This is a genomic window from Streptomyces sp. NPDC102360 (assembly GCF_044766085.1).
GTDB lineage: Bacteria > Actinomycetota > Actinomycetes > Streptomycetales > Streptomycetaceae > Streptomyces.
This window is the reverse complement of the sequence record NZ_JBIWLG010000005.1, coordinates 117,663-142,753: the sequence shown is the minus strand read 5'-3', so window position 1 is coordinate 142,753 and position 25,091 is coordinate 117,663. Positions and strand designations below refer to the sequence as shown.

General features: G+C 70.6%; 21 protein-coding genes. 20 read left to right on the top strand and 1 reads right to left on the bottom strand.

Going from position 1 to position 25,091, the window contains the following annotated elements:
• Positions 1–2 precede the first annotated feature (2 nt).
• From ACIRHA_RS21500 to ACIRHA_RS21435, 14 genes are all read left to right on the top strand, one after another.
• Positions 3–359: a DUF6167 family protein gene (locus tag ACIRHA_RS21500; RefSeq protein WP_403848000.1), complete on the top strand. Its 357-nt coding sequence runs from the start codon at positions 3–5 to the stop codon at positions 357–359.
• Positions 359–3,031, top strand: a complete 2,673-nt coding sequence (gene alaS, locus ACIRHA_RS21495; protein WP_403847997.1) for an alanine--tRNA ligase — start codon at positions 359–361, stop codon at positions 3,029–3,031. The genes ACIRHA_RS21500 and alaS overlap by 1 nt, the downstream gene beginning before the upstream one ends.
• Positions 3,031–3,495, top strand: a complete 465-nt coding sequence (gene ruvX / locus ACIRHA_RS21490) for a Holliday junction resolvase RuvX (RefSeq protein WP_403847995.1) — start codon at positions 3,031–3,033, stop codon at positions 3,493–3,495. The genes alaS and ruvX overlap by 1 nt, the downstream gene beginning before the upstream one ends.
• Before the next feature lie 128 nt (positions 3,496–3,623).
• The gene (gene mltG / locus ACIRHA_RS21485) at positions 3,624–5,276 is read left to right on the top strand and encodes an endolytic transglycosylase MltG (RefSeq protein ID WP_403847993.1); all 1,653 of its coding nucleotides are present in this window, start codon (positions 3,624–3,626) and stop codon (positions 5,274–5,276) included.
• Positions 5,257–6,090, top strand: a complete 834-nt coding sequence (locus ACIRHA_RS21480) for a shikimate dehydrogenase (RefSeq protein ID WP_403847990.1) — start codon at positions 5,257–5,259, stop codon at positions 6,088–6,090. Before mltG ends, ACIRHA_RS21480 begins: the two co-directional genes overlap by 20 nt.
• Before the next feature lie 130 nt (positions 6,091–6,220).
• Positions 6,221–7,405 (top strand): chorismate synthase, encoded by a 1,185-nt coding sequence (gene aroC, locus ACIRHA_RS21475; RefSeq protein WP_403847988.1) that lies wholly within the window; start codon positions 6,221–6,223, stop codon positions 7,403–7,405.
• Entirely contained in the window at positions 7,402–7,920 is a 519-nt protein-coding gene (locus tag ACIRHA_RS21470; protein WP_403847986.1) for a shikimate kinase, read from the top strand. The genes aroC and ACIRHA_RS21470 overlap by 4 nt, the downstream gene beginning before the upstream one ends.
• On the top strand, positions 7,917–9,017 hold the full coding sequence (gene aroB / locus ACIRHA_RS21465) for a 3-dehydroquinate synthase (RefSeq protein WP_403847984.1): 1,101 nt from the start codon (positions 7,917–7,919) through the stop codon (positions 9,015–9,017). Before ACIRHA_RS21470 ends, aroB begins: the two co-directional genes overlap by 4 nt.
• Before the next feature lie 321 nt (positions 9,018–9,338).
• The gene (locus ACIRHA_RS21460; RefSeq protein ID WP_403847982.1) at positions 9,339–10,256 is read left to right on the top strand and encodes a Pro-rich N-terminal domain-containing protein; all 918 of its coding nucleotides are present in this window, start codon (positions 9,339–9,341) and stop codon (positions 10,254–10,256) included.
• A gap of 665 nt (positions 10,257–10,921) precedes the next feature.
• Positions 10,922–12,040: a M24 family metallopeptidase gene (locus ACIRHA_RS21455; protein ID WP_403847979.1), complete on the top strand. Its 1,119-nt coding sequence runs from the start codon at positions 10,922–10,924 to the stop codon at positions 12,038–12,040.
• Positions 12,041–12,101: 61 nt separating this feature from the next.
• Positions 12,102–12,668 (top strand): elongation factor P, encoded by a 567-nt coding sequence (gene efp, locus ACIRHA_RS21450; protein ID WP_403847976.1) that lies wholly within the window; start codon positions 12,102–12,104, stop codon positions 12,666–12,668.
• 2 nt (positions 12,669–12,670) lie between these two features.
• The gene (nusB, locus tag ACIRHA_RS21445; protein ID WP_403847974.1) at positions 12,671–13,105 is read left to right on the top strand and encodes a transcription antitermination factor NusB; all 435 of its coding nucleotides are present in this window, start codon (positions 12,671–12,673) and stop codon (positions 13,103–13,105) included.
• 106 nt (positions 13,106–13,211) lie between these two features.
• Positions 13,212–14,666: an MFS transporter gene (locus tag ACIRHA_RS21440; protein WP_403847972.1), complete on the top strand. Its 1,455-nt coding sequence runs from the start codon at positions 13,212–13,214 to the stop codon at positions 14,664–14,666.
• On the top strand, positions 14,663–16,105 hold the full coding sequence (locus ACIRHA_RS21435; RefSeq protein ID WP_403847969.1) for a pyridoxal phosphate-dependent decarboxylase family protein: 1,443 nt from the start codon (positions 14,663–14,665) through the stop codon (positions 16,103–16,105). The genes ACIRHA_RS21440 and ACIRHA_RS21435 overlap by 4 nt, the downstream gene beginning before the upstream one ends.
• A 198-nt stretch (positions 16,106–16,303) precedes the next feature.
• Here the strand turns inward: ACIRHA_RS21435 and bldD are convergent, their stop codons facing one another.
• Positions 16,304–16,804 carry a transcriptional regulator BldD gene (gene bldD, locus ACIRHA_RS21430; protein ID WP_266721805.1) on the bottom strand — a complete coding sequence of 167 codons (501 nt, stop codon included), beginning with the start codon at positions 16,802–16,804 and terminating at the stop codon, positions 16,304–16,306.
• A gap of 243 nt (positions 16,805–17,047) precedes the next feature.
• On the opposite strand from bldD, the gene pyrR reads away from it, so the two are divergent.
• From pyrR to carB, 6 genes are all read left to right on the top strand, one after another.
• Positions 17,048–17,620: a bifunctional pyr operon transcriptional regulator/uracil phosphoribosyltransferase PyrR gene (pyrR, locus tag ACIRHA_RS21425; protein WP_266721807.1), complete on the top strand. Its 573-nt coding sequence runs from the start codon at positions 17,048–17,050 to the stop codon at positions 17,618–17,620.
• 103 nt (positions 17,621–17,723) lie between these two features.
• The gene (locus tag ACIRHA_RS21420; protein ID WP_403847966.1) at positions 17,724–18,719 is read left to right on the top strand and encodes an aspartate carbamoyltransferase catalytic subunit; all 996 of its coding nucleotides are present in this window, start codon (positions 17,724–17,726) and stop codon (positions 18,717–18,719) included.
• A gap of 2 nt (positions 18,720–18,721) precedes the next feature.
• Positions 18,722–20,011: a dihydroorotase gene (locus ACIRHA_RS21415; RefSeq protein WP_403847963.1), complete on the top strand. Its 1,290-nt coding sequence runs from the start codon at positions 18,722–18,724 to the stop codon at positions 20,009–20,011.
• The gene (locus ACIRHA_RS21410) at positions 20,008–20,580 is read left to right on the top strand and encodes a hypothetical protein (RefSeq protein ID WP_403847961.1); all 573 of its coding nucleotides are present in this window, start codon (positions 20,008–20,010) and stop codon (positions 20,578–20,580) included. Before ACIRHA_RS21415 ends, ACIRHA_RS21410 begins: the two co-directional genes overlap by 4 nt.
• Positions 20,577–21,719, top strand: coding sequence for a glutamine-hydrolyzing carbamoyl-phosphate synthase small subunit (gene carA, locus ACIRHA_RS21405; protein ID WP_403847958.1), 1,143 nt, complete (start codon positions 20,577–20,579; stop codon positions 21,717–21,719). Before ACIRHA_RS21410 ends, carA begins: the two co-directional genes overlap by 4 nt.
• On the top strand, positions 21,712–25,020 hold the full coding sequence (carB, locus tag ACIRHA_RS21400; RefSeq protein ID WP_403847955.1) for a carbamoyl-phosphate synthase large subunit: 3,309 nt from the start codon (positions 21,712–21,714) through the stop codon (positions 25,018–25,020). Before carA ends, carB begins: the two co-directional genes overlap by 8 nt.
• Positions 25,021–25,091 lie beyond the last annotated feature (71 nt).

The window sequence follows — 25,091 nt, the reverse complement described above, 5'->3', positions numbered from 1 at the left end:
ACATGTTCCGCCGTACGTTCTGGTTCACCGCGGGCGCAGCCGCCGGCGTATGGGCCACCACCAAGGTCAACCGCAAGATCAAGCAGCTGACGCCGGAGAGCCTCGCGGCCCAGGCGGCCAACAAGGCGGTCGAAGCGGGCCACAAGCTCAAGGACTTCGCTCTCGACGTCCGCGACAACATGGCCGAACGCGAGGCCGAGCTGGGCGACGCCCTCGGCATCAACGAGCAGCCGGATCCCGCGAAGCTGCCGCAGAGCCGCTTCGCGGTCATCCAGAACACGTTCAACCCGAACACCAAGCAACCCAAGTACCTCGAGAACACCAGGTACTCGATCAACAATCGGAATGAGGACCACTGATGGAGTCGGCTGAAATCCGTCGCCGCTGGCTGAGCTTCTTCGAGGAGCGTGGCCACAAGGTCGTGCCCTCGGCGTCGCTCATCGCGGACGACCCGACTCTGCTGCTCGTTCCCGCAGGCATGGTCCCGTTCAAGCCCTATTTCCTGGGTGAGGTCAAGCCGCCCGCGCCGCGCGCCACCTCGGTCCAGAAGTGCGTGCGCACGCCGGACATCGAAGAGGTCGGCAAGACCACGCGGCACGGCACGTTCTTCCAGATGTGCGGCAACTTCTCCTTCGGCGACTACTTCAAGGAAGGCGCCATCAAGTACGCCTGGGAGCTGCTCACCAGCTCCGTGGCGGACGGTGGTTACGGCCTGGAGCCGGAGAAGCTCTGGGTCACGGTCTACCTCGACGACGACGAGGCCGAGCGCATCTGGCACGAGGTCATCGGCGTACCGAAGGAGCGCATCCAGCGCCTGGGCAAGGCGGACAACTACTGGTCCATGGGCGTCCCGGGTCCCTGCGGCCCGTGCTCCGAGATCAATTACGACCGCGGCCCCGAGTTCGGCGAAGCGGGCGGCCCGGCGGTCAACGACGAGCGCTACGTGGAGATCTGGAACCTGGTCTTCATGCAGTACGAGCGCGGTCCGGGCACCGGCAAGGACGACTTCGAGATCCTCGGCGACCTGCCGTCGCAGAACATCGACACCGGTCTCGGCCTCGAGCGCCTCGCGATGATCCTCCAGGGCGTACAGAACATGTACGAGACGGACACCCTGCGCGTCGTCATCGACAAGGCCACCGAGCTGACCGGCGTCGCCTACGGCGCCAAGCACGACTCGGACGTCTCGCTGCGCGTCGTCGCCGACCACATGCGTACGTCGACGATGCTCATCGGCGACGGTGTCACGCCCGGAAACGAGGGCCGCGGCTATGTGCTGCGCCGCATCATGCGCCGCGCCATCCGCAACATGCGCCTCATGGGCGCCACCGGCCCGGTCGTGCAGGAGCTGCTCGACGTCGTGATCGACACGATGGGTCTGCAGTACCCGGAGCTGATCACCGACCGCAAGCGCATCGAGCAGGTCGCGCTCGCCGAGGAGGCCGCGTTCCTCAAGGCCCTCAAGGGCGGCACGAACATCCTGGACACCGCCGTCACCGAGACGAAGGCCGCCGGCAAGTCGGTCCTCGCCGGCGACAAGGCGTTCCTGCTCCACGACACGTGGGGCTTCCCGATCGACCTCACCCTGGAAATGGCCGCCGAGCAGGGCCTGTCCGTGGACGAGGACGGCTTCCGGCGCCTGATGAAGGAGCAGCGGGAGCGCGCCAAGGCGGACGCCCAGGCCAAGAAGACGGGCCACGTCAACGTCGGCGCGTACCGCGAGATCGCCGACGCCGCGGGTGCCACGGACTTCATCGGCTACGCGTCGACCGAGGGCGAGTCCCGCGTCGTCGGCCTGCTGGTGAACGGCGTCTCCTCGCCGGCCGCCACCGAGGGCGACGAGGTGGAGGTCGTGCTCGACCGCACCCCGTTCTACGCCGAGGGCGGTGGCCAGATCGGCGACACCGGCCGCATCAAGCTGGACAACGGCGCGGTCGTCGAGGTCCGCGACTGCCAGAAGCCGGTCCCCGGCGTGTACGTCCACAAGGGCGTCGTGCAGGTCGGCGAGGTGACCGTCGGCGCCCCGGCGCAGGCGATCATCGACGTGACGCGCCGCCGCGCCATCGCGCGCGCTCACTCCGCCACACACCTCACGCACCAGGCGCTGCGCGACGCGCTCGGCCCGACGGCCGCGCAGGCCGGTTCGGAGAACCAGCCCGGCCGCTTCCGCTTCGACTTCGGTTCGCCCTCCGCCGTGCCCACGGCCGTGATGACCGACGTAGAGCAGAAGATCAACGAGGTCCTGGCCCGCGAGCTCGACGTGCACGCCGAGGTCATGTCGATCGACGACGCCAAGAAGCAGGGCGCCATCGCCGAGTTCGGCGAGAAGTACGGCGAGCGCGTCCGCGTCGTCACCATGGGCGACTTCTCCAAGGAGCTGTGCGGCGGCACGCACGTGCACAACACCGCCCAGCTGGGTCTGGTGAAGCTGCTCGGCGAGTCCTCCATCGGCTCCGGTGTGCGCCGCATCGAGGCCCTCGTCGGCGTCGACGCGTACAACTTCCTCGCCAAGGAGCACACGGTCGTCGCCCAGCTCCAGGAGCTGATCAAGGGCCGCTCCGAGGAGCTGCCCGACAAGATCTCCGCGATGCTCGGCAAGCTCAAGGACGCCGAGAAGGAGATCGAGAAGTTCCGCGCGGAGAAGGTCCTCCAGGCCGCGGGCGGTCTCGCCGACGGCGCCAAGGACGTGCGCGGTGTCGCCCTCGCCACCGGCCAGGTCCCGGACGGCACGTCCGCCGACGACCTGCGCAAGCTGGTCCTCGACGTGCGCGGCCGCATCCAGGGCGGCCGCCCCGCGGTCGTCGCCCTCTTCACCACGGCGAACGGCAAGCCGCTCACGGTCATCGCCACCAACGACGCCGCGCGCGACCGCGGCCTCAAGGCCGGCGACCTGGTCCGTACGGCCGCCAAGACCCTCGGCGGCGGTGGCGGCGGCAAGCCGGACGTCGCGCAGGGCGGCGGCCAGAACCCGGCCGCGATCGGCGACGCCATCGACGCCGTCGAGCGCCTCGTCGCGGAGACCGCGAACTGATGCGCCGAGGCCGCCGTCTGGCGATCGACGTCGGGGACGCCCGGATCGGGGTCGCGTCCTGCGACCCCGACGGGATCCTCGCGACTCCGGTGGAGACCGTGCCGGGACGCGACGTCCCGGCCGCCCACCGGCGGCTGCGCCAGATCGTCGAGGAGTACGAGCCGATCGAGATCGTCGTCGGACTTCCTCGCTCCCTCAAGGGCGGCGAGGGCCCGGCGGCGGCCAAGGTCCGCGGCTTCGCCCAGGAACTCGCCCGAGGTGTGGCACCCGTTCCAGTGAGACTTCTCGACGAGAGGATGACCACAGTGACGGCCAGTCAGGGCCTGCGCGCCAGCGGTGTTAAGTCCAAAAAGGGCCGCTCTGTCATCGACCAGGCGGCCGCCGTCATCATCCTCCAGCAGGCACTGGAGTCCGAACGGGCGTCAGGAACTGCTCCTGGCGAGGGCGTCGAAGTGGTTGTCTGATCGCGATACGGTAACGTTCCGCGCGACCGGCGGTGTTCGAATAGCCGCCGCACAGCATCAAGAGGCGGAACGGTTGACCTTCCAGATCGGACAGCGGCCCACCCCGCCTCGCGGCTTGTAGGGGACCGATGACTGAGTATGGCCGGGGCCAGGGCTCCGAACCGTGGCATCCCGCGGACCCGCTGTACGGGGACCAGGGGTGGGGGCAGCAGGCCGGGCACGGCCAGGCTGCCTACGGCGGCCAGGGTGGTTACGACCCGCAGCAGGCCTACGGCGGTGACTGGGACACCAACGGTCAGCAGGGCTACGGCTACGGGCAGGACCCCGGCTACGGCCAGAACCCCGGCTACGGTCAGGACCCTGGTTACGGCCAGCAGTCGTACGGCGGACAGCAGGGCCAGGGTGGCTGGGACAACACCGGCCAGGGCGGCCAGCCGCCCTACGGCGTGGACCCCGCGGACCCCTACGGCACCGGTCAGCACGCCGCGTACAACGGCGAGGAGCCGGACTACTACAACACCCCCGGCGCCTACCCGCCGCCGGAGCCGCCCGGCCACCGCCGCCCGCAGGACCCGGGAACCGGCTGGGACGCAGGCCCCGACCAGGGCGAGGAAGCGTTCTTCAACGGCGGCGGTGACGAAGAGGACGACTACGACGAGGGTCGCGGCGGCCGTCGGGGCCGCGGCGGCAAGAAGCCGAAGAAGCGGCGCAGCGGCTGCGCCTGCCTGGTGCTCACGGTGATCTTCGCGGCCGGTGTCGGCGGCGTCGGCTACTTCGGCTACCAGTTCTACCAGGACCGTTTCGGCGCGGCCCCCGACTACGCGGGCGAGGGCAACGGCGAGCAGATCACCGTCGTCATCCCGAAGGGCTCCGGCGGCTACACCATCGGGCAGAAGCTCAAGGACGCCGGCGTCGTACAGAGCGTCGACGCGTTCGTCGCCGCCCAGTCCGCGGACCCGAAGGGCAAGACGATCCAGGCCGGCGCGTACGTCATGGAGCGGCAGATGTCCGCGTCGAGCGCCGTCGACCTGCTGCTGAGCCCGACGAGCCACGCCAACCTGACCATCCCCGAGGGCACCCGCAACGCCACCGTCTACGGGCTGATCGACAAGAAGCTCAAGGTCTCCAAGGGCACCACGGCCAAGGTCGCGAAGAAGGACTACAAGGACCTCGGCCTGCCCGACTGGGCGATGAACCGTCGCGGCGTGAAGGACCCGCTGGAGGGCTTCCTCTACCCGTCGAGCTACGCGGCCGCCAAGGGCATGAAGCCCGAAGAGGTCCTGAAGGACATGGTGGCGCGGGCCGACGACAAGTACGAGCGGCTCGACCTCGAGGGCGAGGCCAAGAAGCTCAAGCTCGACAATCCCTGGCAGGTGCTCACCGTCGCGAGCCTCGTGCAGGCCGAGGGCAAGACGCACGACGACTTCCGCAAGATGTCCGAGGTCGTCTACAACCGCCTCAAGCCGACGAACACGGAGACCAACCAGCTCCTCCAGTTCGACTCGACCTTCAACTACCTGAACAAGCAGAGCAACATCAACATCAGCGAGTCCGAGATCAACAGCAACAAGGACCCGTACAACACCTACACGCGCAAGGGCCTGCCGCCGGGCCCGATCGGCAACCCCGGCGACGTGGCCCTCACCGCGACGCTCACCCCCACGAGCGATGGCTGGATCTACTTCGTGGCCACGGACGGCATGCACAAGACCGAGTTCGCGAAGAACAAGGCCGAGTTCGAGAAGCTGAAGGACAAGTTCAATGCCAGCCAGGCCAACTGACGTGCGCAGGGCGGCAGTTCTGGGCTCGCCCATCGCCCACTCGCTCTCGCCGCAGCTGCACAACGCGGCGTTCGCGGAGCTGGGCCTGGACGAGTGGCGGTACGACCGGTTCGAGACCGACGAGGCGGCGCTGCCCGCCTTCCTCGCCGGGCTCGGGCCCGAGTGGGCCGGCCTCTCCCTGACGATGCCGCTGAAGCGGGCGGTGATCCCGCTGCTCGACGAGATCACCGAGGCCGCGCGCTCCGTGGAGGCCGTGAACACCGTTGTCCTCAAGGAGGACGGGCGGAAGGTCGGCGACAACACCGACATCCCGGGGCTGATCGCGGCGCTGCACGAGCGCGGCGTGGAGAAGGCCGAGTCGGCGGCGATCCTCGGCGCGGGCGCCACCGCGTCCTCCGCGCTCGCCGCCCTCTCCCGGATCTGTACGGGCGACGTCACCGCCTATGTGCGCAGCGCGGGGCGCGCCGACGAGATGCGCGGCTGGGGCGAGCGGCTCGGCGTTGCGGTGCGCATCGCCGACTGGGCCGAGGCGGACCGCGCCTTCGAGGCGCCCCTGGTGATCTCCACGACGCCGAAGGGCGGCACGGACCACCTGGTCGAGGCGGTCCCGGAGAGCGTCGGCACGCTCTTCGACGTCCTCTACGATCCGTGGCCCACGCCGCTGGCGGCCGCCTGGGAGCGGCGCGGCGGGGCGGTGCTCAGCGGGCTCGACCTGCTCGTGCACCAGGCCGTGTTCCAGTTCGAGCAGTTCACCGGCGACACCCGTCCGGTGCTCGCCGCCATGCGCGCGGCGGGCGTGAAGGCGCTCGGCTGACCCCGCTGCCGGGCTCGCGCGTGTGGCTCGCGTCTCATGTGACGTCCGCACCCCGGACACCGGAAACACCGGGCTCCGCGGGCATGGGAGGATCGTTCCCATACACAGAGCGCGAGCATGAGGAGCACCGTTGAGCAGGTTGCGCTGGCTGACCGCGGGGGAGTCGCACGGCCCCGCACTCGTCGCGACGCTGGAGGGTCTTCCCGCCGGCGTTCCGATCACCACGGAGATGGTGGCGGACCACCTGGCACGGCGCCGCCTCGGCTATGGCCGCGGCGCCCGGATGAAATTCGAGCAGGACCAGGTCACGTTCCTGGGCGGTGTGCGGCACGGCCTGACCATGGGCTCCCCGGTCGCGATCATGGTCGGCAACACCGAGTGGCCCAAGTGGGAGCAGGTCATGTCCGGTGACCCGGTCGACCCGGAGATCCTCAAGGACATGGCGCGCAACGCGCCGCTGACCCGCCCCCGGCCCGGCCACGCCGACCTCGCGGGCATGCAGAAGTACGGCTTCGACGAGGCCCGCCCGATCCTGGAGCGCGCCTCCGCCCGCGAGACGGCCGCCCGCGTGGCGCTCGGCGCGGTCGCCCGGTCGTACCTCAAGGAGACGACCGGCATCGAGATCGTCAGCCACGTCGTCGAGCTGTGCTCGGTCAAGGCGCCGCAGGGCGTCTACCCGACGCCGGCCGACGTCGAGAAGCTGGACGCCGACCCGCTGCGCTGCCTGGACGCCGACGCGTCGAAGCAGATGGTGGCCGAGGTCGACCAGGCCCACAAGGACGGCGATACGCTCGGCGGCGTCGTCGAGGTCCTCGCCTACGACGTGCCGGTGGGCCTCGGCTCGCACGTGCACTGGGACCGCAAGCTCGACGCCCGCCTGGCCGGTGCGCTCATGGGCATCCAGGCCATCAAGGGCGTCGAGATCGGCGACGGCTTCGAGCTGGCGCGCGTGCCCGGCTCGCAGGCGCACGACGAGATCGTGAAGACGGACGACGGCATCCGCCGCGTCTCCGGACACGCGGGCGGCACCGAGGGCGGCCTCACCACCGGTGAGCTGCTGCGGGTGCGCGCCGCGATGAAGCCGATCGCGACCGTGCCGCGCGCGCTGAGGACCGTGGACGTCGCCACCGGCGAGGCCACGCAGGCGCACCACCAGCGTTCCGACGTCTCCGCCGTGCCGGCCGCCGGCATCGTCGCCGAGGCCATGGTCGCGCTCGTCCTCGCGGACGCGGTCGCCGAGAAGTTCGGCGGCGACAGCGTGCCGGAGACCCGGCGCAACGTCACCTCGTACCTCGACAACCTCCAGATCCGGTGAGCGGCCCGCAGATCGTCCTCGTCGGACCGATGGGCGTCGGCAAGTCGACGGTGGGCGCGCTGCTCGCCGAGCGGCTCGGCTGCGCCTACCGGGACACCGACGACGACATCGTCACCGCACAGGGCCGCGCCATCGCGGAGATCTTCGTCGACGAGGGCGAGGCGCGCTTCCGGGAGCTGGAGAAGGCATCCGTGGCGACCGCGCTCGCCGATCACGAGGGCGTGCTCTCGCTCGGCGGCGGCGCGATCCTCGACGCCGACACCCGGGCACTGCTCGCCGATCGGCCGTCCATCGTCTATCTGTCGATGGACGTGGAGGAGGCGGTCAAGCGGACCGGTCTGAACACGGCCCGGCCGCTGCTCGCCGTCAACCCCCGTAAGCAGTGGCGGGAGTTGATGGAGGCGCGCCGGCATCTGTACACCGAGGTCGCCCAGGTGGTCGTGGCCACCGACGGCCGCACCCCCGAAGAGGTCGCCGAAGCGGTCCTCGACGCACTGGAGTTGAAGCAGGCATGAGCGAGCAGCCGGAACAGGTCACCCGTATCCACGTCGGCGGCACCGCCGGCACGGACCCGTACGAGGTCCTGGTGGGGCGTCAACTCCTGGGTGAACTGGGCTCGTTGATCGGCGACAAGGTCAAGCGCGTCGCCATCGTGCACCCGGAGGCGCTCGCCGAGACCGGCGAGGCGCTCCGCGGCGACCTGGCCGACCAGGGCTTCGAGGCGATCGCCATCCAGGTGCCGAACGCCGAGGAGGCGAAGACCGCCGAGGTCGCCGCGTACTGCTGGAAGGCGCTGGGGCAGTCCAACTTCACGCGCTCCGACGTCGTCGTCGGCGTCGGTGGCGGCGCGACCACGGACCTCGCCGGGTTCGTGGCCGCGACCTGGCTGCGCGGCGTGCGCTGGATCGCCGTCCCGACGACCGTGCTCGCCATGGTGGACGCGGCCGTCGGCGGCAAGACCGGCATCAACACGGCCGAGGGCAAGAACCTCGTCGGCGCCTTCCACCCGCCGGCCGGTGTGCTGTGCGACCTGGCCGCCCTCGACTCGCTCCCGGTGCACGACTTCGTGTCCGGCCTCGCCGAGGTCATCAAGGCCGGGTTCATCGCCGACGAGCGGATCCTCGAACTCGTCGAGGAGGACCCGGAGTCGGCGCGTACGCCCACGGGCAAGCACACCGCCGAGCTGATCGAGCGCGCCATCAGGGTCAAGGCCGAGGTCGTCTCGTCCGATCTCAAGGAGGCCGGCCTGCGCGAGATCCTCAACTACGGGCACACGCTCGCGCACGCCATCGAGAAGAACGAGCGCTACAAGTGGCGGCACGGCGCGGCCGTCTCCATTGGCATGCTCTTCGCCGCCGAACTCGGCCGCCTGGCGGGCCGGTTGGACGACGCGACCGCGGACCGCCACCGCACGGTCCTGGAGTCCGTCGGCCTGCCCCTGACGTACCGTTACGACCAGTGGCCCAAGCTGCTCGAGACGATGAAGGTCGACAAGAAGTCCCGCGGCGATCTGCTGCGCTTCATCGTCCTCGACGGCCTCGGCAGGCCCACCGTCCTGGAGGGGCCCGACCCCGCCGTGCTGCTCGCCGCGTACGGCGAAGTGGCGGAATAGGGCGGTCCGTTCACGTTCGGGCACGTCGTGACCTCCCCGGCCGTTCACACAACGGCGGCCGGGGACGGTACCGTTCAGTAGCGCCCCGTTCGCCGGCGCCCTAGGGTCTGTCCGGCGGATCAGGTCGCTTCCGGGTGGCCGTCATCGATCGGTGCCGGTGAGCGGGGGCTGGTGCGTGCAGCTGCAAGGCGGACGATTGAGGCATCGCGGAGCGATGGTGATTGAGGACAACGCCGCAGATGTGCGTGCCAGGGCCCGCGACCGCGACATGATCCGCCGGATAGACCCTAGTGACCGTCGTACGAGATGGAGTGGCACCGGATGCAGCAAGCAGGGGGGTCTCCGCTGCCGCCGCCCCATCGGCCGGAGCACGCTCCCCCAAGCGCTCGGCCCGGCTCGGGCGGGGGAGACCCGTTCGCCGGTTCCCTGCCGCAGGCGAGTCACGCACCGCAGCCGCCGCCCGGCATGCCGGGCTTCAGCGGAGCGCCGCCGCACCATCCGCCCGCCCAGCCGCCGCACATTCAGGCGCCGCAGGCCCCGGCCGCGGCCCCGCCACCGCCGCATGCCGCGAATCCGCCGCAGCAGCCGCCGCGCGAGACCACCGGCCATGTGCAGCTGCCGACCGGTGCTCCCGTCGCCGTGCCGAGTCCGCCGCCCGCGCAGGCGCCCGCCGACTCGACCTCGACCACGCTCGCCGTACTGCTCATAGGCCCTGCGGGCGCGGGCAAGACGAGCGTCGCCAAGTACTGGGCGGAGAGCCGCCGGGTCCCGACGGCCCACATCAGCCTCGACGACGTACGGGAATGGGTGCGCTCGGGCTTCGCCGACCCGCAGTCGGGGTGGAACGACAACAGCGAGGCGCAGTACCGGCTGGCCCGCCGCACCTGCGGTTTCGCCGCGCGCAACTTCCTGGCGAACGGAATCTCCTGCATCCTCGACGATGCGGTGTTCCCGGACCGGCCCGTGGTCGGCCTGGGCGGCTGGAAGCGGCATGTGGGCCCCGGCCTGTTGCCCGTCGTCCTGCTGCCCGGCCTGGAGATCGTCCTGGACCGCAACTCCCGGCGCAGCGGCAACCGCCGTCTCACCGACGAGGAGGTCGCCCGTATCCATGGCCGCATGGCCGGCTGGTACGGCTCGGGCCTCCCGATCATCGACAACTCCCAGCTGGACGTCCCCGGCACGGCCCAGGTCCTGGACGAGGTCCTGGCCCGCGCCATCACCAGCCCCCCGAAGTGGTGACGCTGCCGTAGGCCGGGCGGGGTGGCGTGGCCGGGGCGACGGGGTGGCCGGGCTTGGCACGGGTGGGCTGCGCCGGGCGAGGCCGGGGGCTCCGGCAGACGAGGGCATGCGGTGCCCCGTGCCGGTTTCCTCCGCCCATCTCCCTCCCACCAGCCCCCTCCGGGGACTTCGGCCCGCACTGGGTTGAACCCTGCGGGCTGCGCCCCCCGGGGCGGCCAGGTTCCGCCCTTGCCTGCCGCGCAACGAGAACGAAGCCCCGACCACGACGGAAGCCCCACATCCCGACCCGGCACACCCGTCAGGGGAGGCAGCAACCTCGTCGTAGCGGTCCGGGCCCCGGGGCGGGCCGAAGCCCCGGAGGAGGCGGGTCGGAGGGAGACGAGCGGGCGTCGGCACGGCACGACTTCGGCGCCGTGCGCTCTTGGCGGCGGGGGTCGACGCGGAACAGGCCGCGGTCCCTGGGCACGCAGGGCCGGTCACGCTGCGTGGTCCCGGGTACGGCGGCTGTGCGCCCCGGGTGAGCGGGGCCCCGGTGGGCGTGGGTGGAGGGAGGTGGCCGCCCCAGATCCCCGGCCCCGGCGCCAGCCCACCCGTAGACCCCCGGAGGGACCCGTCCGGACGCGCTGGGACGGCCGCCTCGCCCACCCGCTCGTACGCTCGGCGTCATGGCAGAGGTGCACGCGGCCCGACGGGACCGGCTCAGAGAGCGCGCGACGGCGGGCGGCGGCGCGGCCGCCCTCGTCTCGCGGCCAGCCAACGTCCGCTACCTGGCGGGAACGGCACCGAACGGCGCCGTGCTCCTGCTGGGCCGGGATCCCGGCGGCGGTGACGACCTCCTGCTGTGCGCGCGAGCGCCGAGCGACGAACCCGCCGACGGACGGGTCGACGAGTCGCTGCGGGTCCAGGTCCTGGACGTACCCGCAGGAGACCCGGCCGTCGCCGCCGCGGACGTGGCCGCGTCCCGCGGAGCCGATTCGCTCGCCGTCGAGGAGCACCACCTGACGGTGGCCCGGCACCGCGCGGTCGGCTCCGTGGCGCCCCGACTCCGTCTGCTGGACCTCAACAGCGGCGTCGAGCAGCTGCGCCTCGTCAAGGACGAGGAGGAGATCTCCTGCCTGCGGATCGCCGCCGAGATCGCCGATCAGGCGCTCGGTGAGCTGCTGGAATCCATCCTTGTCGGGCGGACCGAGCGGCACCTCGCCCTCGAACTGGAACGTCGACTTGTCGACCACGGTGCCGACGGCGCCGCCTTCCCCACCTCCGTGGGCACGGGCCCGAACTCGGGGCGTGTGGCCCACCGGCCCACCGACCGCCGGGTCGAGGAGGGTGATTTCCTCTCCGTGTGCCTGGGCGCGACGTATCGCGGCTACCGCTGCGAGATCGGCCGTACGTTCGTCATCGGCACCTCGCCCGCGGACTGGCAGATCGAGCTGTACGACCTCGTCTTCGCCGCTCAGCGGGCCGGCCGGGAGAGCCTGGCGCCCGGCGTCGAGTGCCGCGAAGCGGACCGGGCCGCCCGCCACGTCCTGGACGCGGCAGGGTATGGTGACGGGCTCGCGCCGCTGACCGGGCACGGTGTGGGACTCGAAATCGACGAGGACCCGCAGTTGGCCCCCGCGGCCATGGGTAAACTGGACACTTGTGTGCCGGTCACCGTCGAGCCGGGGGTCCACCTCCCGGGTCGGGGCGGCGTCCGGATCGATGACACGCTCGTCGTCCGCCCCGAGGCGGACGGCGGACCCGAGCTACTCACCATCACGACCAAGGAGCTGCTCGCGCTCTAGCCCGCAAAGGCTGCTCGCGTGCCCCTGGGTCGTCCACGTCAGTCCAGGAGATTCCGCAACCGTGGCTTCCACGAACGACCTCAAGAACGGCCTGGTGCTCAAGCTCGACGGGGGCCAGCTCTGGTCCGTCGTCGAGTTCCAGCACGTCAAGCCCGGCAAGGGCCCTGCCTTCGTGCGCACCAAGCTCAAGAACGTGCTCTCCGGCAAGGTCGTCGACAAGACGTTCAACGCCGGCGTCAAGGTCGACACGGCCACCATTGACAAGCGCGACATGCAGTTCTCGTACATGGACGGGGACTACTTCGTGTTCATGGACATGGAGACGTACGACCAGCTGCACGTCGACCGCAAGGCCGTCGGTGACGCCGCCAACTTCCTGATCGAGGGCTTCACGGCCTCCGTCGCGCAGCACGAGGGCGAGGTGCTCTTCGTCGAGCTGCCGGCCGCCGTCGAGCTGGTCATCAAGGAGACCGAGCCGGGCGTCCAGGGCGACCGCTCCACCGGCGGTACCAAGCCCGCCATCCTGGAGACCGGCCACCAGATCGGCGTGCCGCTCTTCATCACCCAGGGCGAGAAGATCAAGGTCGACACCCGCACGAGCGACTACCTCGGCCGGGTGAACAGCTAACCGTGGCTGCCCGTAATACGGCCCGCAAGCGCGCCTTTCAGATCCTCTTCGAGGCAGACCAGCGCGGCGCCGATCCCCTGACGGTCCTCGCGGACTGGATCCGGCACTCCCGCAGCGACACGCGGCAGCCGCCCGTCAGCGAGTACACGATGGAGCTGGTCGAGGGGTACGCCCAGAAGGCGTCCCGGATCGACGAGCTCATCTCGCAGTACGCCGTCGGGTGGACCCTCGACCGGATGCCGGTCGTCGACCGCAACATCGTGCGGCTCGGCGCCTACGAGCTGGTCTGGGTCGACGGGACCCCGGATGCCGTGGTGCTCGACGAGGCCGTTTCGCTGGCCAAGGAGTTCTCCACCGACGAGTCCCCGGCGTTCATCAACGGACTGTTGGGTCGCTTCAAGGACCTGAAGCCGTCCCTGCGCCGCGACGAGGCCTGAGCCCCGCCGCAGCGCGCACCATCGTTCCGTGGGCCCGGAGCAGAACATGAACAATGTTCTGCTCCGGGCCTGGTGCGTTTCCGGGGATCTTCACTAGGTTCTGGTCATGTCACCGACAGGCCTCCCCGCGCGCGTGCGCATCGGTTACGGACTCGGCTCCCTCGCCACCGGAACCTTCGGCACGGTCCCGGGCCTGTTGCTGCTGTACTACCTGACCGATGTGCTCGGCGTCGGAGCGGGCCTGGCCGGGCTGCTCGTCTTCCTGCCCAAGGCGTGGGACGTGCTGTTCAACCCGTGGGTCGGCGCTCGCTCCGACCGCAGCACCCGCTCCCGCCTGGGCCCGCGTCGCTCCTGGATGCTGCTGGGCGCGCTCACCCTGCCGGTCTGCTTCGCGGGGATGTTCGCGGCCCCCGCCGGCCTCGAAGGCGGGCCCGCCGCCGCGTACGTGGCCGCCCTGTTCCTGCTCAGCGCCTCCGCGTACGCGTGCTTCCAGGTTCCGTACGTCGCGCTGCCCGCGGAACTCACGGGGGATCCGGACGAGCGGGCCCGTGTCATGGCCTGGCGCGTGGCCTTCCTCGCCGTGGCCATCCTGATGTCCGGCTCCGTCGCCCCGATCCTCGCGGGCGCCACCGGCGACGAGCGGGGGAGCGCGGGCGGGTACCGGCTGATGGGCGTGGTGATCGGCGGGCTGCTCGCGGCGGGAATGCTGGCCGCGGTGATCGCCACGGCCGGAGCGCGCAGCGTCATACGTATAACGCGCGACGGCCCCTCCGTACCGGTGGACGTCATACGTACAACGGGCGAGTCGAGCCTGCGCGGACAGTTGCGTGCGGCGCGGGGCAACGCTCCCTTCGTGTGGCTGTTCGGCGCGTACGTCGTGCAGGCCGCCGCGTCGGGCCTGATGCTCGCCGGCACCCAGTACTTCGCGACGTACATCCTCGACCGGCCGAGCGCCACCACCGTGCTGTTCGCCTGTCTCATCGTGCCCTCGCTGCTCGCGATGCCCCTGTGGCTGGCCATGGGCCGCCGAACGGGCAAGCGGAACGCGGCAGTCGGGGCCTCCGTGTGCTTCCTGCTGGGGGCGCTCGGCGCCGCCGCGGGACGTGAACTGCCGACGCCGCTGATCTACGTGGCCGTGGCTGTGGCCGGCATCGGGTACGCGGGCGTGCAGATGCTGCCGCTCGCGATGCTCGGTGACGCGATCGCCGCCGATGCCTGCACCAGCGGGCGGAGCAGGGCCGGAGTCTTCACCGGCCTGTGGACGGCCGGTGAGACGCTCGGACTCGCCCTGGGGCCCGGCCTGTTCGGCCTTGTCCTCGCGCTGGGCGGGTTCGTCTCCTCCGATGCCACCGACCGTGTCGCGCAGCCCGGCTCGGCACTGACCGCGATCGTCATCGGCTTCGGCGCGCTGCCCGCCGTACTGCTCGCGCTGAGCCTTCCGCTGCTGGTCAGGTACCGCCTCACCGAGTCCGAACTGATCCGCCTGCGCGCCGACTTCGACGAGGCCGGCGCGCCGGACGAGCGCCAAGAGCCCACCCAGCGAGACGAGGAGTCCGCATGACGACCGACGACCCGATCCTTGCGCGGCTGAAGGCCCTGCGTGCGGGCGATCTGCCGGTACACGGCGGGCGCACCATGGCGTACGTCTATGACTCCGGACTCGAAGGCCTCGACGAACTCGCGAACGCCGCGCAGGCCGCGTTCGCGGGGGTCAACGGGCTGGACATGACGGCGTTCCCGAGCGTCGTGGAGCTGGAGAACGACCTGGTGCGGCGCGCCACCGCGCTGCTCGGCGGGAGCGCGGGCACGTTCACCAGCGGCGGCACCGAGAGCTGCCTCCTCGCCGTCCTGACCGCGCGTCAGTACGCCCGCAAGGAACGCGGGGTGACCGAGCCCGAACTCGTGCTGCCCGAGACCGCGCACGCCGCCTTCCACAAGGCCGCCGAGCTGTTCGGCCTGCGCGTGGTGAGCGTCCCCGTCGACCCGGACACCTTCAAGGTGCGCCCGGCCGACGTGGCCGCGGCGATCTCCGAGCGCACCGCCCTGGCCGTCGTCTCCGCCCCCTCGTACGCACACGGAGTCATCGACCCGGTCGCCGAGGTGGCGCGGGAGGCGGAGCGGCGAGGAGTGCTGTGCCATGTCGACGCGTGCATCGGCGGGTGGTACCTCGGTCATCTGCGGCACGCGGCGCGGCAGGGGCAGGACGTACCGGGCGTCCCGGAGTTCGACCTGTCCGTCCCCGGCGTGACGTCGCTCTCCGTCGACCTGCACAAATACGCGTACACGGCGAAGGGTGCCTCGCTGCTCCTGTTCCGCGACGCGGGGCTGCGCCGGCACGGCTGGTTCGCGCACGCCGCCTGGCCCGGCTACCCCGTGGTCAACTCCACGCTCCAGGGCACCAAGTCGGCCGGGCCCCTCGCGGCGGCCTGGGCGGTGACGGAGCGCGTCGGGGCCGAAGGTTACGCGGTGCTGTCGACGCGCGTACACCGGACGACCAGCGCGCTCGCTGACGGTGTCGAACGGATCGGCGGTCTGCGGCTCGCGGCGCGGCCCGAGGCGTCCCTGATCGCCGTGGCCTCCGACGACCCGGACGTCGATGTCTTCGTGGTGGCGGACGAGCTGCGGGGCAGCGGCTGGTATCTGCAGCCGCAACCGGCCTTCGGGGCCTCACCGGCCACCCTGCATCTGACGGTGACCGCGGCGGTGGCGCAACCGGAGACGGCGCGGCTTCTGCTCGACGAGCTGGAGAAGGCGGTGGGACGGGCCCGTGAGCTGGGGCCCGTTCGGGTGGATCCGGAGGTCGTCGAGGCCGCGGCCACGCTGGATCCGGACACGTTGACCTCGCAGGAGGTCGAGATCGCGCTGGCGCTCGCCGGGGTGGGGGAGGGCGGCCGGCTGCCGGAGCGGATGGCCCCCGTACTCGCGGTCCTCCAGGCACTTCCGCCGAAACTGAGCGCCCGCCTGCTGCCCGAGGTGATCGGACGCTTGTTCCGGACGTGAGGGGCATCTTCAGCCCCGCCGGCGTTTGAGGCGCGGGGTCCGGGGCGGAGCCCCGTGGCCGGGCGCCGGTGTCCCGGATCCGAGGGCGCGAGGCCGGAACACCGAGGGCGCGGCCGGACCCCGGAAACCCCTGAGGGGGCGGAGCCCAATCGCTCCGCCCCCTCAGGGCTGTGACGTTTCTGCGGCGTCGTGGCCGGATCAGACGTCGTCGTGCGCCACTGCGCGGCGCGCGTCCGCGTCGAGCACGCCCCAGCTGATCAGCTGCTCGGTCAGGACCGAGGGCGACTGGTCGTAAATGACGGCGAGGGTGCGCAGGTCGTCCTGGCGGATCGAGAGCACCTTGCCGTTGTAGTCACCGCGCTGCGACTGGATCGTGGCGGCGTAACGCTGCAGCGGGCCCGCCTTCTCCGGCGGCACGTGGGCAAGGCGCTCCAGGTCGAGGCGCAGCTTCGGCGGCGGCTCGGCGGCGCCACCCGGGGTGGTGCCCGGCAGCAGTTCCTGCACCGGCACGCCGTAGAAGTCCGCCAGTTCGGCAAGGCGCTGCACGGTCACGGCACGGTCACCGCGCTCGTACGACCCCACCACGACCGCCTTCCAGCGTCCCTGGGACTTCTCCTCGACACCGTGGAGGGAAAGGCCCTGCTGGGTACGGATCGCGCGGAGTTTGGCCCCGAGCTGTTTGGCGTATTCGCTGGACATATAGCTCCCCGGACACTGCATCACTAAGCGGCTGCGCCGCGTGGCTGTAACTCACTGTGAGGTTACGCAGCGTTACTTGGCCGCGTCAAGCCGAATGGTCCGTACCGACCTTCTCGTGAATTCGGCGGTCCCGCACCTCCAGGCGGGTGATCAGGGATGTTGTGGAGGCTGGTATTGTTGACGACGCAAATCCGACGTCCTTTAAGGTCCGTCCCGTGAGGCGGAGAAGGGGGTCCGTTTCGTATGGACACGCAGCAGTCCGATGCCCGGCCGGTTCTCGAAGGCCCTGACATCGCGCGGGTACTGACCCGCATCGCCCACGAGATCGTCGAGCGCGCCAAGGGCGCCGAGGACGTGGTCCTCCTGGGCATCCCGACGCGAGGCGTCTTCCTCGCCCGTCGGCTGGCCGAGAAGCTCGAAGAGATCACCGGCCGCGCCATCCCCGTCGGCTCGCTCGACATCACGATGTACCGCGACGACCTGCGCATGCACCCGCCGCGCGCGCTCGCCCGCACCGAGATCCCGGGTGACGGCATCGACGGCCGACTCGTCGTCCTCGTCGACGACGTGCTCTTCTCCGGCCGCACCATCCGCGCCGCCCTCGACGCCCTGAACGACATCGGGCGCCCGCGTGCCGTGCAGCTCGCCGTCCTCGTCGACCGCGGCCACCGCGAACTCCCCATCCGTGCCGACTATGTCGGCAAGAACCTCCCCACGTCGCTGCGGGAGACGGTCAAGGTCCAGCTCGCCGAGGAGGACGGCCGCGACGCCGTGCTGCTCGGTGCCAAGCCGGACGCCCAGGCGGCCGAGCAGTAGCACCCCTTCTCCGCTGTGCGCGCGCCCGCGTACGGCCCGAAAGGTGTGCCCTCGCGCGCCTGTATGTCCTGAATCTCCTGAACTTCCTTACGGAGCACCCCAGATGATGCGACACCTCATCTCGGCCGCCGACCTCTCCCGCGACGACGCCGTACTCATCCTCGACACCGCCGAGGAGATGGCCCGCGTCGCCGACCGGCCCATCAAGAAGCTGCCCGCGCTGCGCGGCCGGACCATCTGCAACCTGTTCTTCGAGGACTCGACGCGTACGCGGATCTCGTTCGAGGCCGCCGAGAAGCGCCTGTCCGCGGACGTCATCAACTTCGCCGCCAAGGGGTCGAGCGTCTCCAAGGGCGAGTCCCTGAAGGACACCGCCCAGACCCTCGAGGCCATGGGCGTCGACGCCGTCGTCATCCGGCACGGTGCGTCCGGCGCCCCGTACCGGCTCGCGACCTCCGGCTGGATCGACGCGCCCGTCATCAACGCCGGTGACGGCACCCACCAGCACCCCACGCAGGCGCTGCTCGACGCCTTCACGATGCGCCGCCGGCTCGTCGGCCCCGACGCCGGGATCGGCAAGGGCCTCGACGGCAAGCGCGTCACGATCGTCGGCGACGTGCTGCACAGCCGCGTCGCCCGCTCGAACGTCGACCTGCTGCACACGCTCGGCGCCGAGGTCACCGTCGTCGCGCCGCCCACCCTGGTGCCGGTCGGCGTCGAGAGCTGGCCCTGCGAGGTCTCGTACGACCTCGATTCGACCCTCACCAAGTCCGACGCGGTGATGATGCTGCGCGTGCAGCGGGAGCGGATGAACGCCGCGTTCTTCCCGACCGAGCGCGAGTACTCGCGCCGCTACGGCCTCGACGGCGACCGCATGGCGCGGATGCCGGAGCACTCCATCGTGATGCACCCAGGACCGATGGTCCGCGGCATGGAGATCACCGCCGAGGTCGCCGACTCCGACCGCTGCACGGTCATCGAGCAGGTCGCCAACGGCGTGCACACGCGGATGGCCGTCCTGTACCTGCTTCTCGGCGGCAACGAGCCCGCCGTCAGCCACACCCGCCCCACCGCCACCGGTTCCGAGGAGAGCAAGTAATCATGAGCAAGACCCTGATCCGTGGTGCGAAGGTGCTGGGCGGCGAGCCGCAGGACGTGCTGATCGACGGTGGCGTGATCGCCGAGGTCGGTGCCGGACTGAGCGCCGATGGTGTCGAGATCGTCGTCGAGGCCGAGGGCAAGGTTCTCCTGCCGGGCCTCGTCGACCTGCACACCCACCTGCGCGAGCCCGGCCGCGAGGACTCCGAGACCGTCCTGACCGGCACCCGCGCCGCCGCCTCCGGTGGCTACACGAACGTGTTCGCCATGGCCAACACCTTCCCGGTCGCCGACACCGCCGGCGTCGTCGAGCAGGTCTACCGGCTCGGCCAGGAGCACGGCTACTGCGACGTGCAGCCCATCGGCGCCGTCACCGTCGGCCTGGAGGGCGTCAAGCTCGCCGAGCTCGGCGCCATGCACGAGTCCGCCGCCGGCGTCACCGTCTTCTCCGACGACGGCAAGTGCGTCCACGACGCCGTGATCATGCGCCGCGCCCTGGAGTACGTGAAGGCCTTCGGCGGCGTCGTCGCCCAGCACGCGCAGGAGCCCCGCCTCACCGAGGGCGCCCAGATGAACGAGGGCACCGTCTCCGCCGAGCTGGGCCTCGGCGGCTGGCCCGCCGTCGCCGAGGAGTCGATCATCGCCCGCGATGTGCTGCTCGCCGAGCACGTCGGCTCCCGCGTGCACATCTGCCATCTGTCCACGGCCGGCTCCGTCGAGATCATCCGCTGGGCCAAGTCCCGCGGTATCGACGTCACCGCCGAGGTCACCCCGCACCACCTGCTCCTGACCGACGAGATGGTGCGCTCGTACAACCCGGTCTACAAGGTCAACCCGCCGCTGCGCACCGAGAAGGACGTCATGTCGCTGCGCGAGGCGCTGGCCGACGGCACGATCGACATCGTCGCCACGGACCACGCCCCGCACCCGCACGAGGACAAGGACTGCGAGTGGGCCGCCGCCGCCATGGGCATGGTGGGCCTGGAGACCGCGCTCAGCGTCGTGCAGCAGACCATGGTCGAGACGGGCCTGCTGAGCTGGGCCGGAGTCGCCGACCGGATGTCCGTGAAGCCCGCCGAGATCGGCCGGGCACACGGCCATGGACGTCCCGTCTCGGCAGGTGAGCCCGCGAACCTGGTTCTCGTCGACGCCGACTACCGTGGTGACGTGGACCCCGCGGGCTTCGCCTCCCGCAGCCGCAACACCCCTTACGAGGGCCGTGAGCTGCCGGGGCGCGTCACCCACACCTGGCTGCGGGGCAAGGCCACCCTCGCCGACGGGAAGCTCGCGTGACACCTCTGCAACCACTCGCTGTCCTCGCTGCCGAACAGAAGTCGGCGGAGGTGACGGACTGGCCGAACCGCATCGGCTGGATCGTCGGTCTGCTGCTGTTCATCGCGCTCGTCTACTGGCTGATGCGCCAGGGCTGGAAGTGGCGCGGCACCCTGCAGGGCGACCTGCCGCCGCTGCCCGACGCGCCGACCGAGCAGGCTCCGGTGAAACTGGAGCTGAGCGGCCGTTACCACGGCTCCACCACCGCCGGGCAGTGGCTCGACCGCATCGTGGCGCACGGCCTCGGCACCCGCAGCCGTGTCGAGCTGACGCTCACCGACGCGGGCCTGAACGCCGTACGCCCCGGAGCGAGCGACTTCTTCGTCCCGGTGGAGGCGCTGCGCGAGGCCCGGCTCGACAAGGGCATCGCCGGCAAGGTCCTCACGGAGGGCGGCCTGCTCATCGTCACCTGGGCGCACGGCGACAAGCTGATCGACTCCGGATTCCGCTCGGACCACGCCGCCGAGCAGGCGGAGTGGGTCAGCACCATCAACGACATGATCAACACGACGGAAGGCACCGCACGATGACCACCTCCACCAGGGGAGCCACGAAGGCTCCTGCCGTACTCGTCCTGGAGGACGGCCGGGTGTTCCGCGGCCGCGCCTACGGGGCCGTGGGGGAGACCTTCGGCGAGGCCGTGTTCTCCACCGGCATGACCGGCTACCAGGAGACCCTCACCGACCCGTCGTACGACCGTCAGATCGTGGTCGCGACCGCCCCGCAGATCGGCAACACGGGCTGGAACGACGAGGACGACGAGTCGAAGCGCATCTGGGTCTCCGGCTACGTGGTGCGCGACCCCGCGCGCGTGGCGTCCAACTGGCGCGCCAAGCGCAGCCTGGACGACGAGCTGGTCGCACAGGACATCGTCGGCATCTCCGGCATCGACACCCGTGCCCTCACCCGCCACCTGCGCGAGAGCGGCTCCATGCGCTCCGGCATCTTCTCCGGCGAGACGCTCGTCACCGAGGCCGAGCTGGTCGCGAAGGTCCAGGCGCAGCCCCAGATGAAGGGCGCCTCCCTCTACGAGGAGGTCACCACCGCGGAGTCGTACGTCGTCCCGGCCGTCGGCGAGAAGAAGTTCACCGTCGCCGCGATCGACCTCGGCATCAAGGGCATGACCCCGCACCGGATGGCCGAGCGCGGCATCGAGGTGCACGTCCTGCCGGCCACGGCCACAGCGGACGACATCTACGCCGTCAACCCCGACGGCGTGTTCTTCTCGAACGGCCCGGGCGACCCGGCCACCGCCGAGGGCCCGGTCGCGCTGATGACCGCCGTCCTGGAGCGCAAGACGCCGCTGTTCGGCATCTGCTTCGGCAACCAGATCCTCGGTCGCGCCCTCGGCTTCGGCACGTTCAAGCTGAGGTACGGCCACCGCGGCATCAACCAGCCGGTGCAGGACCGCACCACCGGCAAGGTCGAGGTCACCGCCCACAACCACGGCTTCGCCGTGGAGGCGCCGCTGGACAAGGTGAGCGACACCAGGTTCGGCCGCGCCGAGGTCTCCCACGTGTGCCTCAACGACAACGTCGTGGAGGGGCTCCAGCTGCTCGACCAGCCGGGCTTCTCCGTCCAGTACCACCCCGAAGCGGCGGCCGGTCCGCACGACGCCGCGTACCTGTTCGACCGCTTCGTGTCTCTGATGGAGTCCGCCCGTGCCTAAGCGCAACGACCTGAAGTCCGTACTCGTCATCGGCTCGGGCCCGATCGTCATCGGCCAGGCCGCGGAGTTCGACTACTCCGGCACCCAGGCCTGCCGGGTGCTGAAGCAGGAGGGCCTGCGGGTCATCCTGGTCAACTCCAACCCGGCGACGATCATGACCGACCCGGAGATCGCCGACGCCACGTACGTCGAGCCGATCACCCCCGAGTTCGTCGAGAAGATCATCGCCAAGGAGCGCCCCGACGCCCTCCTGCCCACCCTCGGCGGCCAGACCGCTCTCAACACCGCGATCTCGATGCACGAGCAGGGCGTCCTCGAGAAGTACGGCGTCGAGCTGATCGGCGCCAACGTCGAGGCGATCAACAAGGGCGAGGACCGCGACCTCTTCAAGGGTGTCGTCGAAGAGGTCCGCAAGAAGATCGGGCACGGCGAGTCCGCCCGCTCGTACATCTGCCACTCCATGGACGACGTCCTCAAGGGCGTCGACGAGCTCGGCGGCTACCCCGTGGTCGTCCGCCCCTCCTTCACCATGGGCGGCGCCGGTTCCGGCTTCGCGCACGACGAGGAGGAGCTGCGCCGCATCGCCGGTCAGGGCCTCACGCTCTCGCCGACCACCGAGGTGCTCCTGGAGGAGTCCATCCTCGGCTGGAAGGAGTACGAGCTGGAGCTGATGCGCGACAAGAACGACAACGTCGTGGTCGTCTGCTCCATCGAGAACTTCGACCCGATGGGCGTGCACACCGGTGACTCGATCACCGTCGCCCCGTCGATGACCCTCACCGACCGCGAGTACCAGCGGCTGCGTGACGTCGGCATCGCGATCATCCGCGAGGTCGGCGTCGACACCGGCGGCTGCAACATCCAGTTCGCGATCAACCCCGACGACGGCCGCGTCATCGTCATCGAGATGAACCCGCGCGTCTCGCGCTCGTCGGCTCTCGCCTCGAAGGCCACCGGCTTCCCGATCGCGAAGATCGCTGCCAAGCTGGCCGTCGGCTACACGCTGGACGAGATCCCGAACGACATCACCGAGAAGACGCCGGCCTCCTTCGAGCCGACGCTCGACTACGTAGTCGTGAAGGCGCCGCGCTTCGCCTTCGAGAAGTTCCCGTCCGCCGACTCCACGCTGACCACGACCATGAAGTCGGTCGGCGAGGCCATGGCCATCGGCCGCAACTTCACCGAGGCGTTCCAGAAGGCGCTGCGCTCGCTGGAGAAGACGGGCTCGCAGTTCACCTTCGTGGGCGAGACCGGCGACAAGACCGCGCTCCTCGAAGAGGCCGTGCGCCCGACCGACGGGCGTATCAACACCGTCATGGAGGCGATCCGCGCCGGCGCCACGCCGCAGGAGATCTTCGACTACACGAAGATCGACCCGTGGTTCGTGGACCAGCTCTTCCTTATCAAGGAGGTCGCGGACGACCTGGCCGCCGCCCCCGAGCTGACGCGTGAGCTGATCGCCGAGGCCAAGCGGCACGGCTTCTCCGACCGCCAGATCGCCGAGATCCGGGGCCTGCGCCAGGACGTCGTCCGCGAGGTCAGGCACGCCCTCGGTGTCCGCCCGGTCTACAAGACGGTCGACACCTGCGCCGCCGAGTTCGCCGCCAAGACGCCGTACTTCTACTCCTCGTACGACGAGGAGAGCGAGGTCGCGCCGCGCGAGAAGCCCGCCGTGATCATCCTCGGCTCCGGCCCGAACCGCATCGGCCAGGGCATCGAGTTCGACTACTCCTGCGTCCACGCCTCCTTCGCGCTCAGCGACGCGGGCTACGAGACCGTGATGGTCAACTGCAACCCGGAGACGGTCTCCACGGACTACGACACGTCCGACCGCCTCTACTTCGAGCCGCTGACCCTCGAGGACGTCCTGGAGATCGTCCACGCGGAGCAGCAGGCCGGTCCGGTCGCGGGTGTCATCGTCCAGCTCGGCGGCCAGACTCCGCTGGGCCTGGCGCAGGCGCTCAAGGACAACGGAGTCCCGATCGTCGGCACCCCGCCGGAGGCGATTGACGCCGCGGAGGACCGCGGCGCCTTCGGCCGCGTGCTCGCCGAGGCCGGCCTGCCCGCGCCGAAGCACGGCACCGCCACCACGTTCGCGGAAGCGAAGACGATCGCCGACGAGATCGGCTACCCGGTCCTCGTCCGCCCGTCGTACGTGCTCGGCGGCCGCGGCATGGAGATCGTCTACGACGAGGAGCGCCTCTCCTCGTACATCGAGGAGTCGACCGAGATCAGCCCCTCGCGGCCGGTCCTCGTCGACCGCTTCCTCGACGACGCCATCGAGATCGACGTCGACGCCCTGTACGACGGCGAGGAGCTCTACCTCGGCGGCGTCATGGAGCACATCGAGGAGGCCGGCATCCACTCCGGTGACTCGGCGTGCGCCCTGCCCCCGATCACGCTCGGCGGCTACGACATCAAGCGCCTGCGCGCCTCCACGGAGGGCATCGCCAAGGGTGTCGGCGTGCGCGGCCTGATCAACATCCAGTTCGCGATGGCGGGTGACATCCTCTACGTCCTGGAGGCCAACCCGCGCGCGTCGCGCACGGTCCCCTTCACCTCGAAGGCGACCGCGGTGCCGCTCGCGAAGGCCGCCGCCCGCATCTCGCTGGGCGCGACCGTCGCCGAGCTGCGCGCCGAGGGACTGCTCCCGAAGACCGGCGACGGCGGCACGCTGCCGATGGACGCGCCGATCTCCGTCAAGGAGGCCGTCATGCCGTGGTCGCGCTTCCGCGACATCCACGGCCGCGGCGTCGACACGGTCCTCGGCCCGGAGATGCGCTCCACCGGCGAGGTCATGGGCATCGACTCCGTCTTCGGCACGGCGTACGCCAAGTCGCAGGCGGGCGCGTACGGGCCGCTGCCGACGAAGGGCCGGGCGTTCATCTCCGTCGCCAACCGAGACAAGCGCTCGATGATCTTCCCGGCGCGCGAGCTGGTCGCCCACGGCTTCGAGCTGCTCGCCACCTCCGGCACCGCCGAGGTCCTCAAGCGCAACGGCATCAACGCCACGGTCGTGCGCAAGCAGTCCGAGGGCGAGGGCCCGAACGGCGAGAAGACGATCGTCCAGCTGATCCACGACGGCGACGTCGACCTGATCGTCAACACCCCGTACGGCACCGGTGGCCGCCTCGACGGCTACGACATCCGTACGGCGGCGGTCTCCCGCTCCGTGCCGTGCCTGACCACGGTCCAGGCGCTCGCCGCGGCCGTCCAGGGCATCGAGGCGCTGGGCCACGGCGACGTGGGCGTGCGCTCACTGCAGGAACACGCGGAACACCTGACGGCGGCCCGCGACTAAAGGACCCGGCACAGGCTCCGGCAGCCCAAGAGGGGGACACCACACCGGTGTCCCCCTCTTCATGAGGCCAC

What these genes read in the sequence shown, in the direction of transcription:
- carA (WP_403847958.1), top strand. Translation starts at nt 20,577, where the DNA reads ATGACCACCTCCACCAGGGGAGCCACGAAGGCTCCTGCCGTACTCGTC.
- ACIRHA_RS21460 (WP_403847982.1), top strand. Translation starts at nt 9,339, where the DNA reads ATGCAGCAAGCAGGGGGGTCTCCGCTGCCGCCGCCCCATCGGCCGGAG.
- ACIRHA_RS21435 (WP_403847969.1), top strand. Translation starts at nt 14,663, where the DNA reads ATGACGACCGACGACCCGATCCTTGCGCGGCTGAAGGCCCTGCGTGCG.
- ACIRHA_RS21455 (WP_403847979.1), top strand. Translation starts at nt 10,922, where the DNA reads ATGGCAGAGGTGCACGCGGCCCGACGGGACCGGCTCAGAGAGCGCGCG.
- ACIRHA_RS21420 (WP_403847966.1), top strand. Translation starts at nt 17,724, where the DNA reads ATGATGCGACACCTCATCTCGGCCGCCGACCTCTCCCGCGACGACGCC.
- pyrR (WP_266721807.1), top strand. Translation starts at nt 17,048, where the DNA reads ATGGACACGCAGCAGTCCGATGCCCGGCCGGTTCTCGAAGGCCCTGAC.
- ACIRHA_RS21440 (WP_403847972.1), top strand. Translation starts at nt 13,212, where the DNA reads ATGTCACCGACAGGCCTCCCCGCGCGCGTGCGCATCGGTTACGGACTC.
- aroB (WP_403847984.1), top strand. Translation starts at nt 7,917, where the DNA reads ATGAGCGAGCAGCCGGAACAGGTCACCCGTATCCACGTCGGCGGCACC.
- ACIRHA_RS21415 (WP_403847963.1), top strand. Translation starts at nt 18,722, where the DNA reads ATGAGCAAGACCCTGATCCGTGGTGCGAAGGTGCTGGGCGGCGAGCCG.
- ACIRHA_RS21500 (WP_403848000.1), top strand. Translation starts at nt 3, where the DNA reads ATGTTCCGCCGTACGTTCTGGTTCACCGCGGGCGCAGCCGCCGGCGTA.
- alaS (WP_403847997.1), top strand. Translation starts at nt 359, where the DNA reads ATGGAGTCGGCTGAAATCCGTCGCCGCTGGCTGAGCTTCTTCGAGGAG.
- ACIRHA_RS21480 (WP_403847990.1), top strand. Translation starts at nt 5,257, where the DNA reads ATGCCAGCCAGGCCAACTGACGTGCGCAGGGCGGCAGTTCTGGGCTCG.
- ruvX (WP_403847995.1), top strand. Translation starts at nt 3,031, where the DNA reads ATGCGCCGAGGCCGCCGTCTGGCGATCGACGTCGGGGACGCCCGGATC.
- bldD (WP_266721805.1), bottom strand. Translation starts at nt 16,804, where the DNA reads ATGTCCAGCGAATACGCCAAACAGCTCGGGGCCAAACTCCGCGCGATC.
- mltG (WP_403847993.1), top strand. Translation starts at nt 3,624, where the DNA reads ATGACTGAGTATGGCCGGGGCCAGGGCTCCGAACCGTGGCATCCCGCG.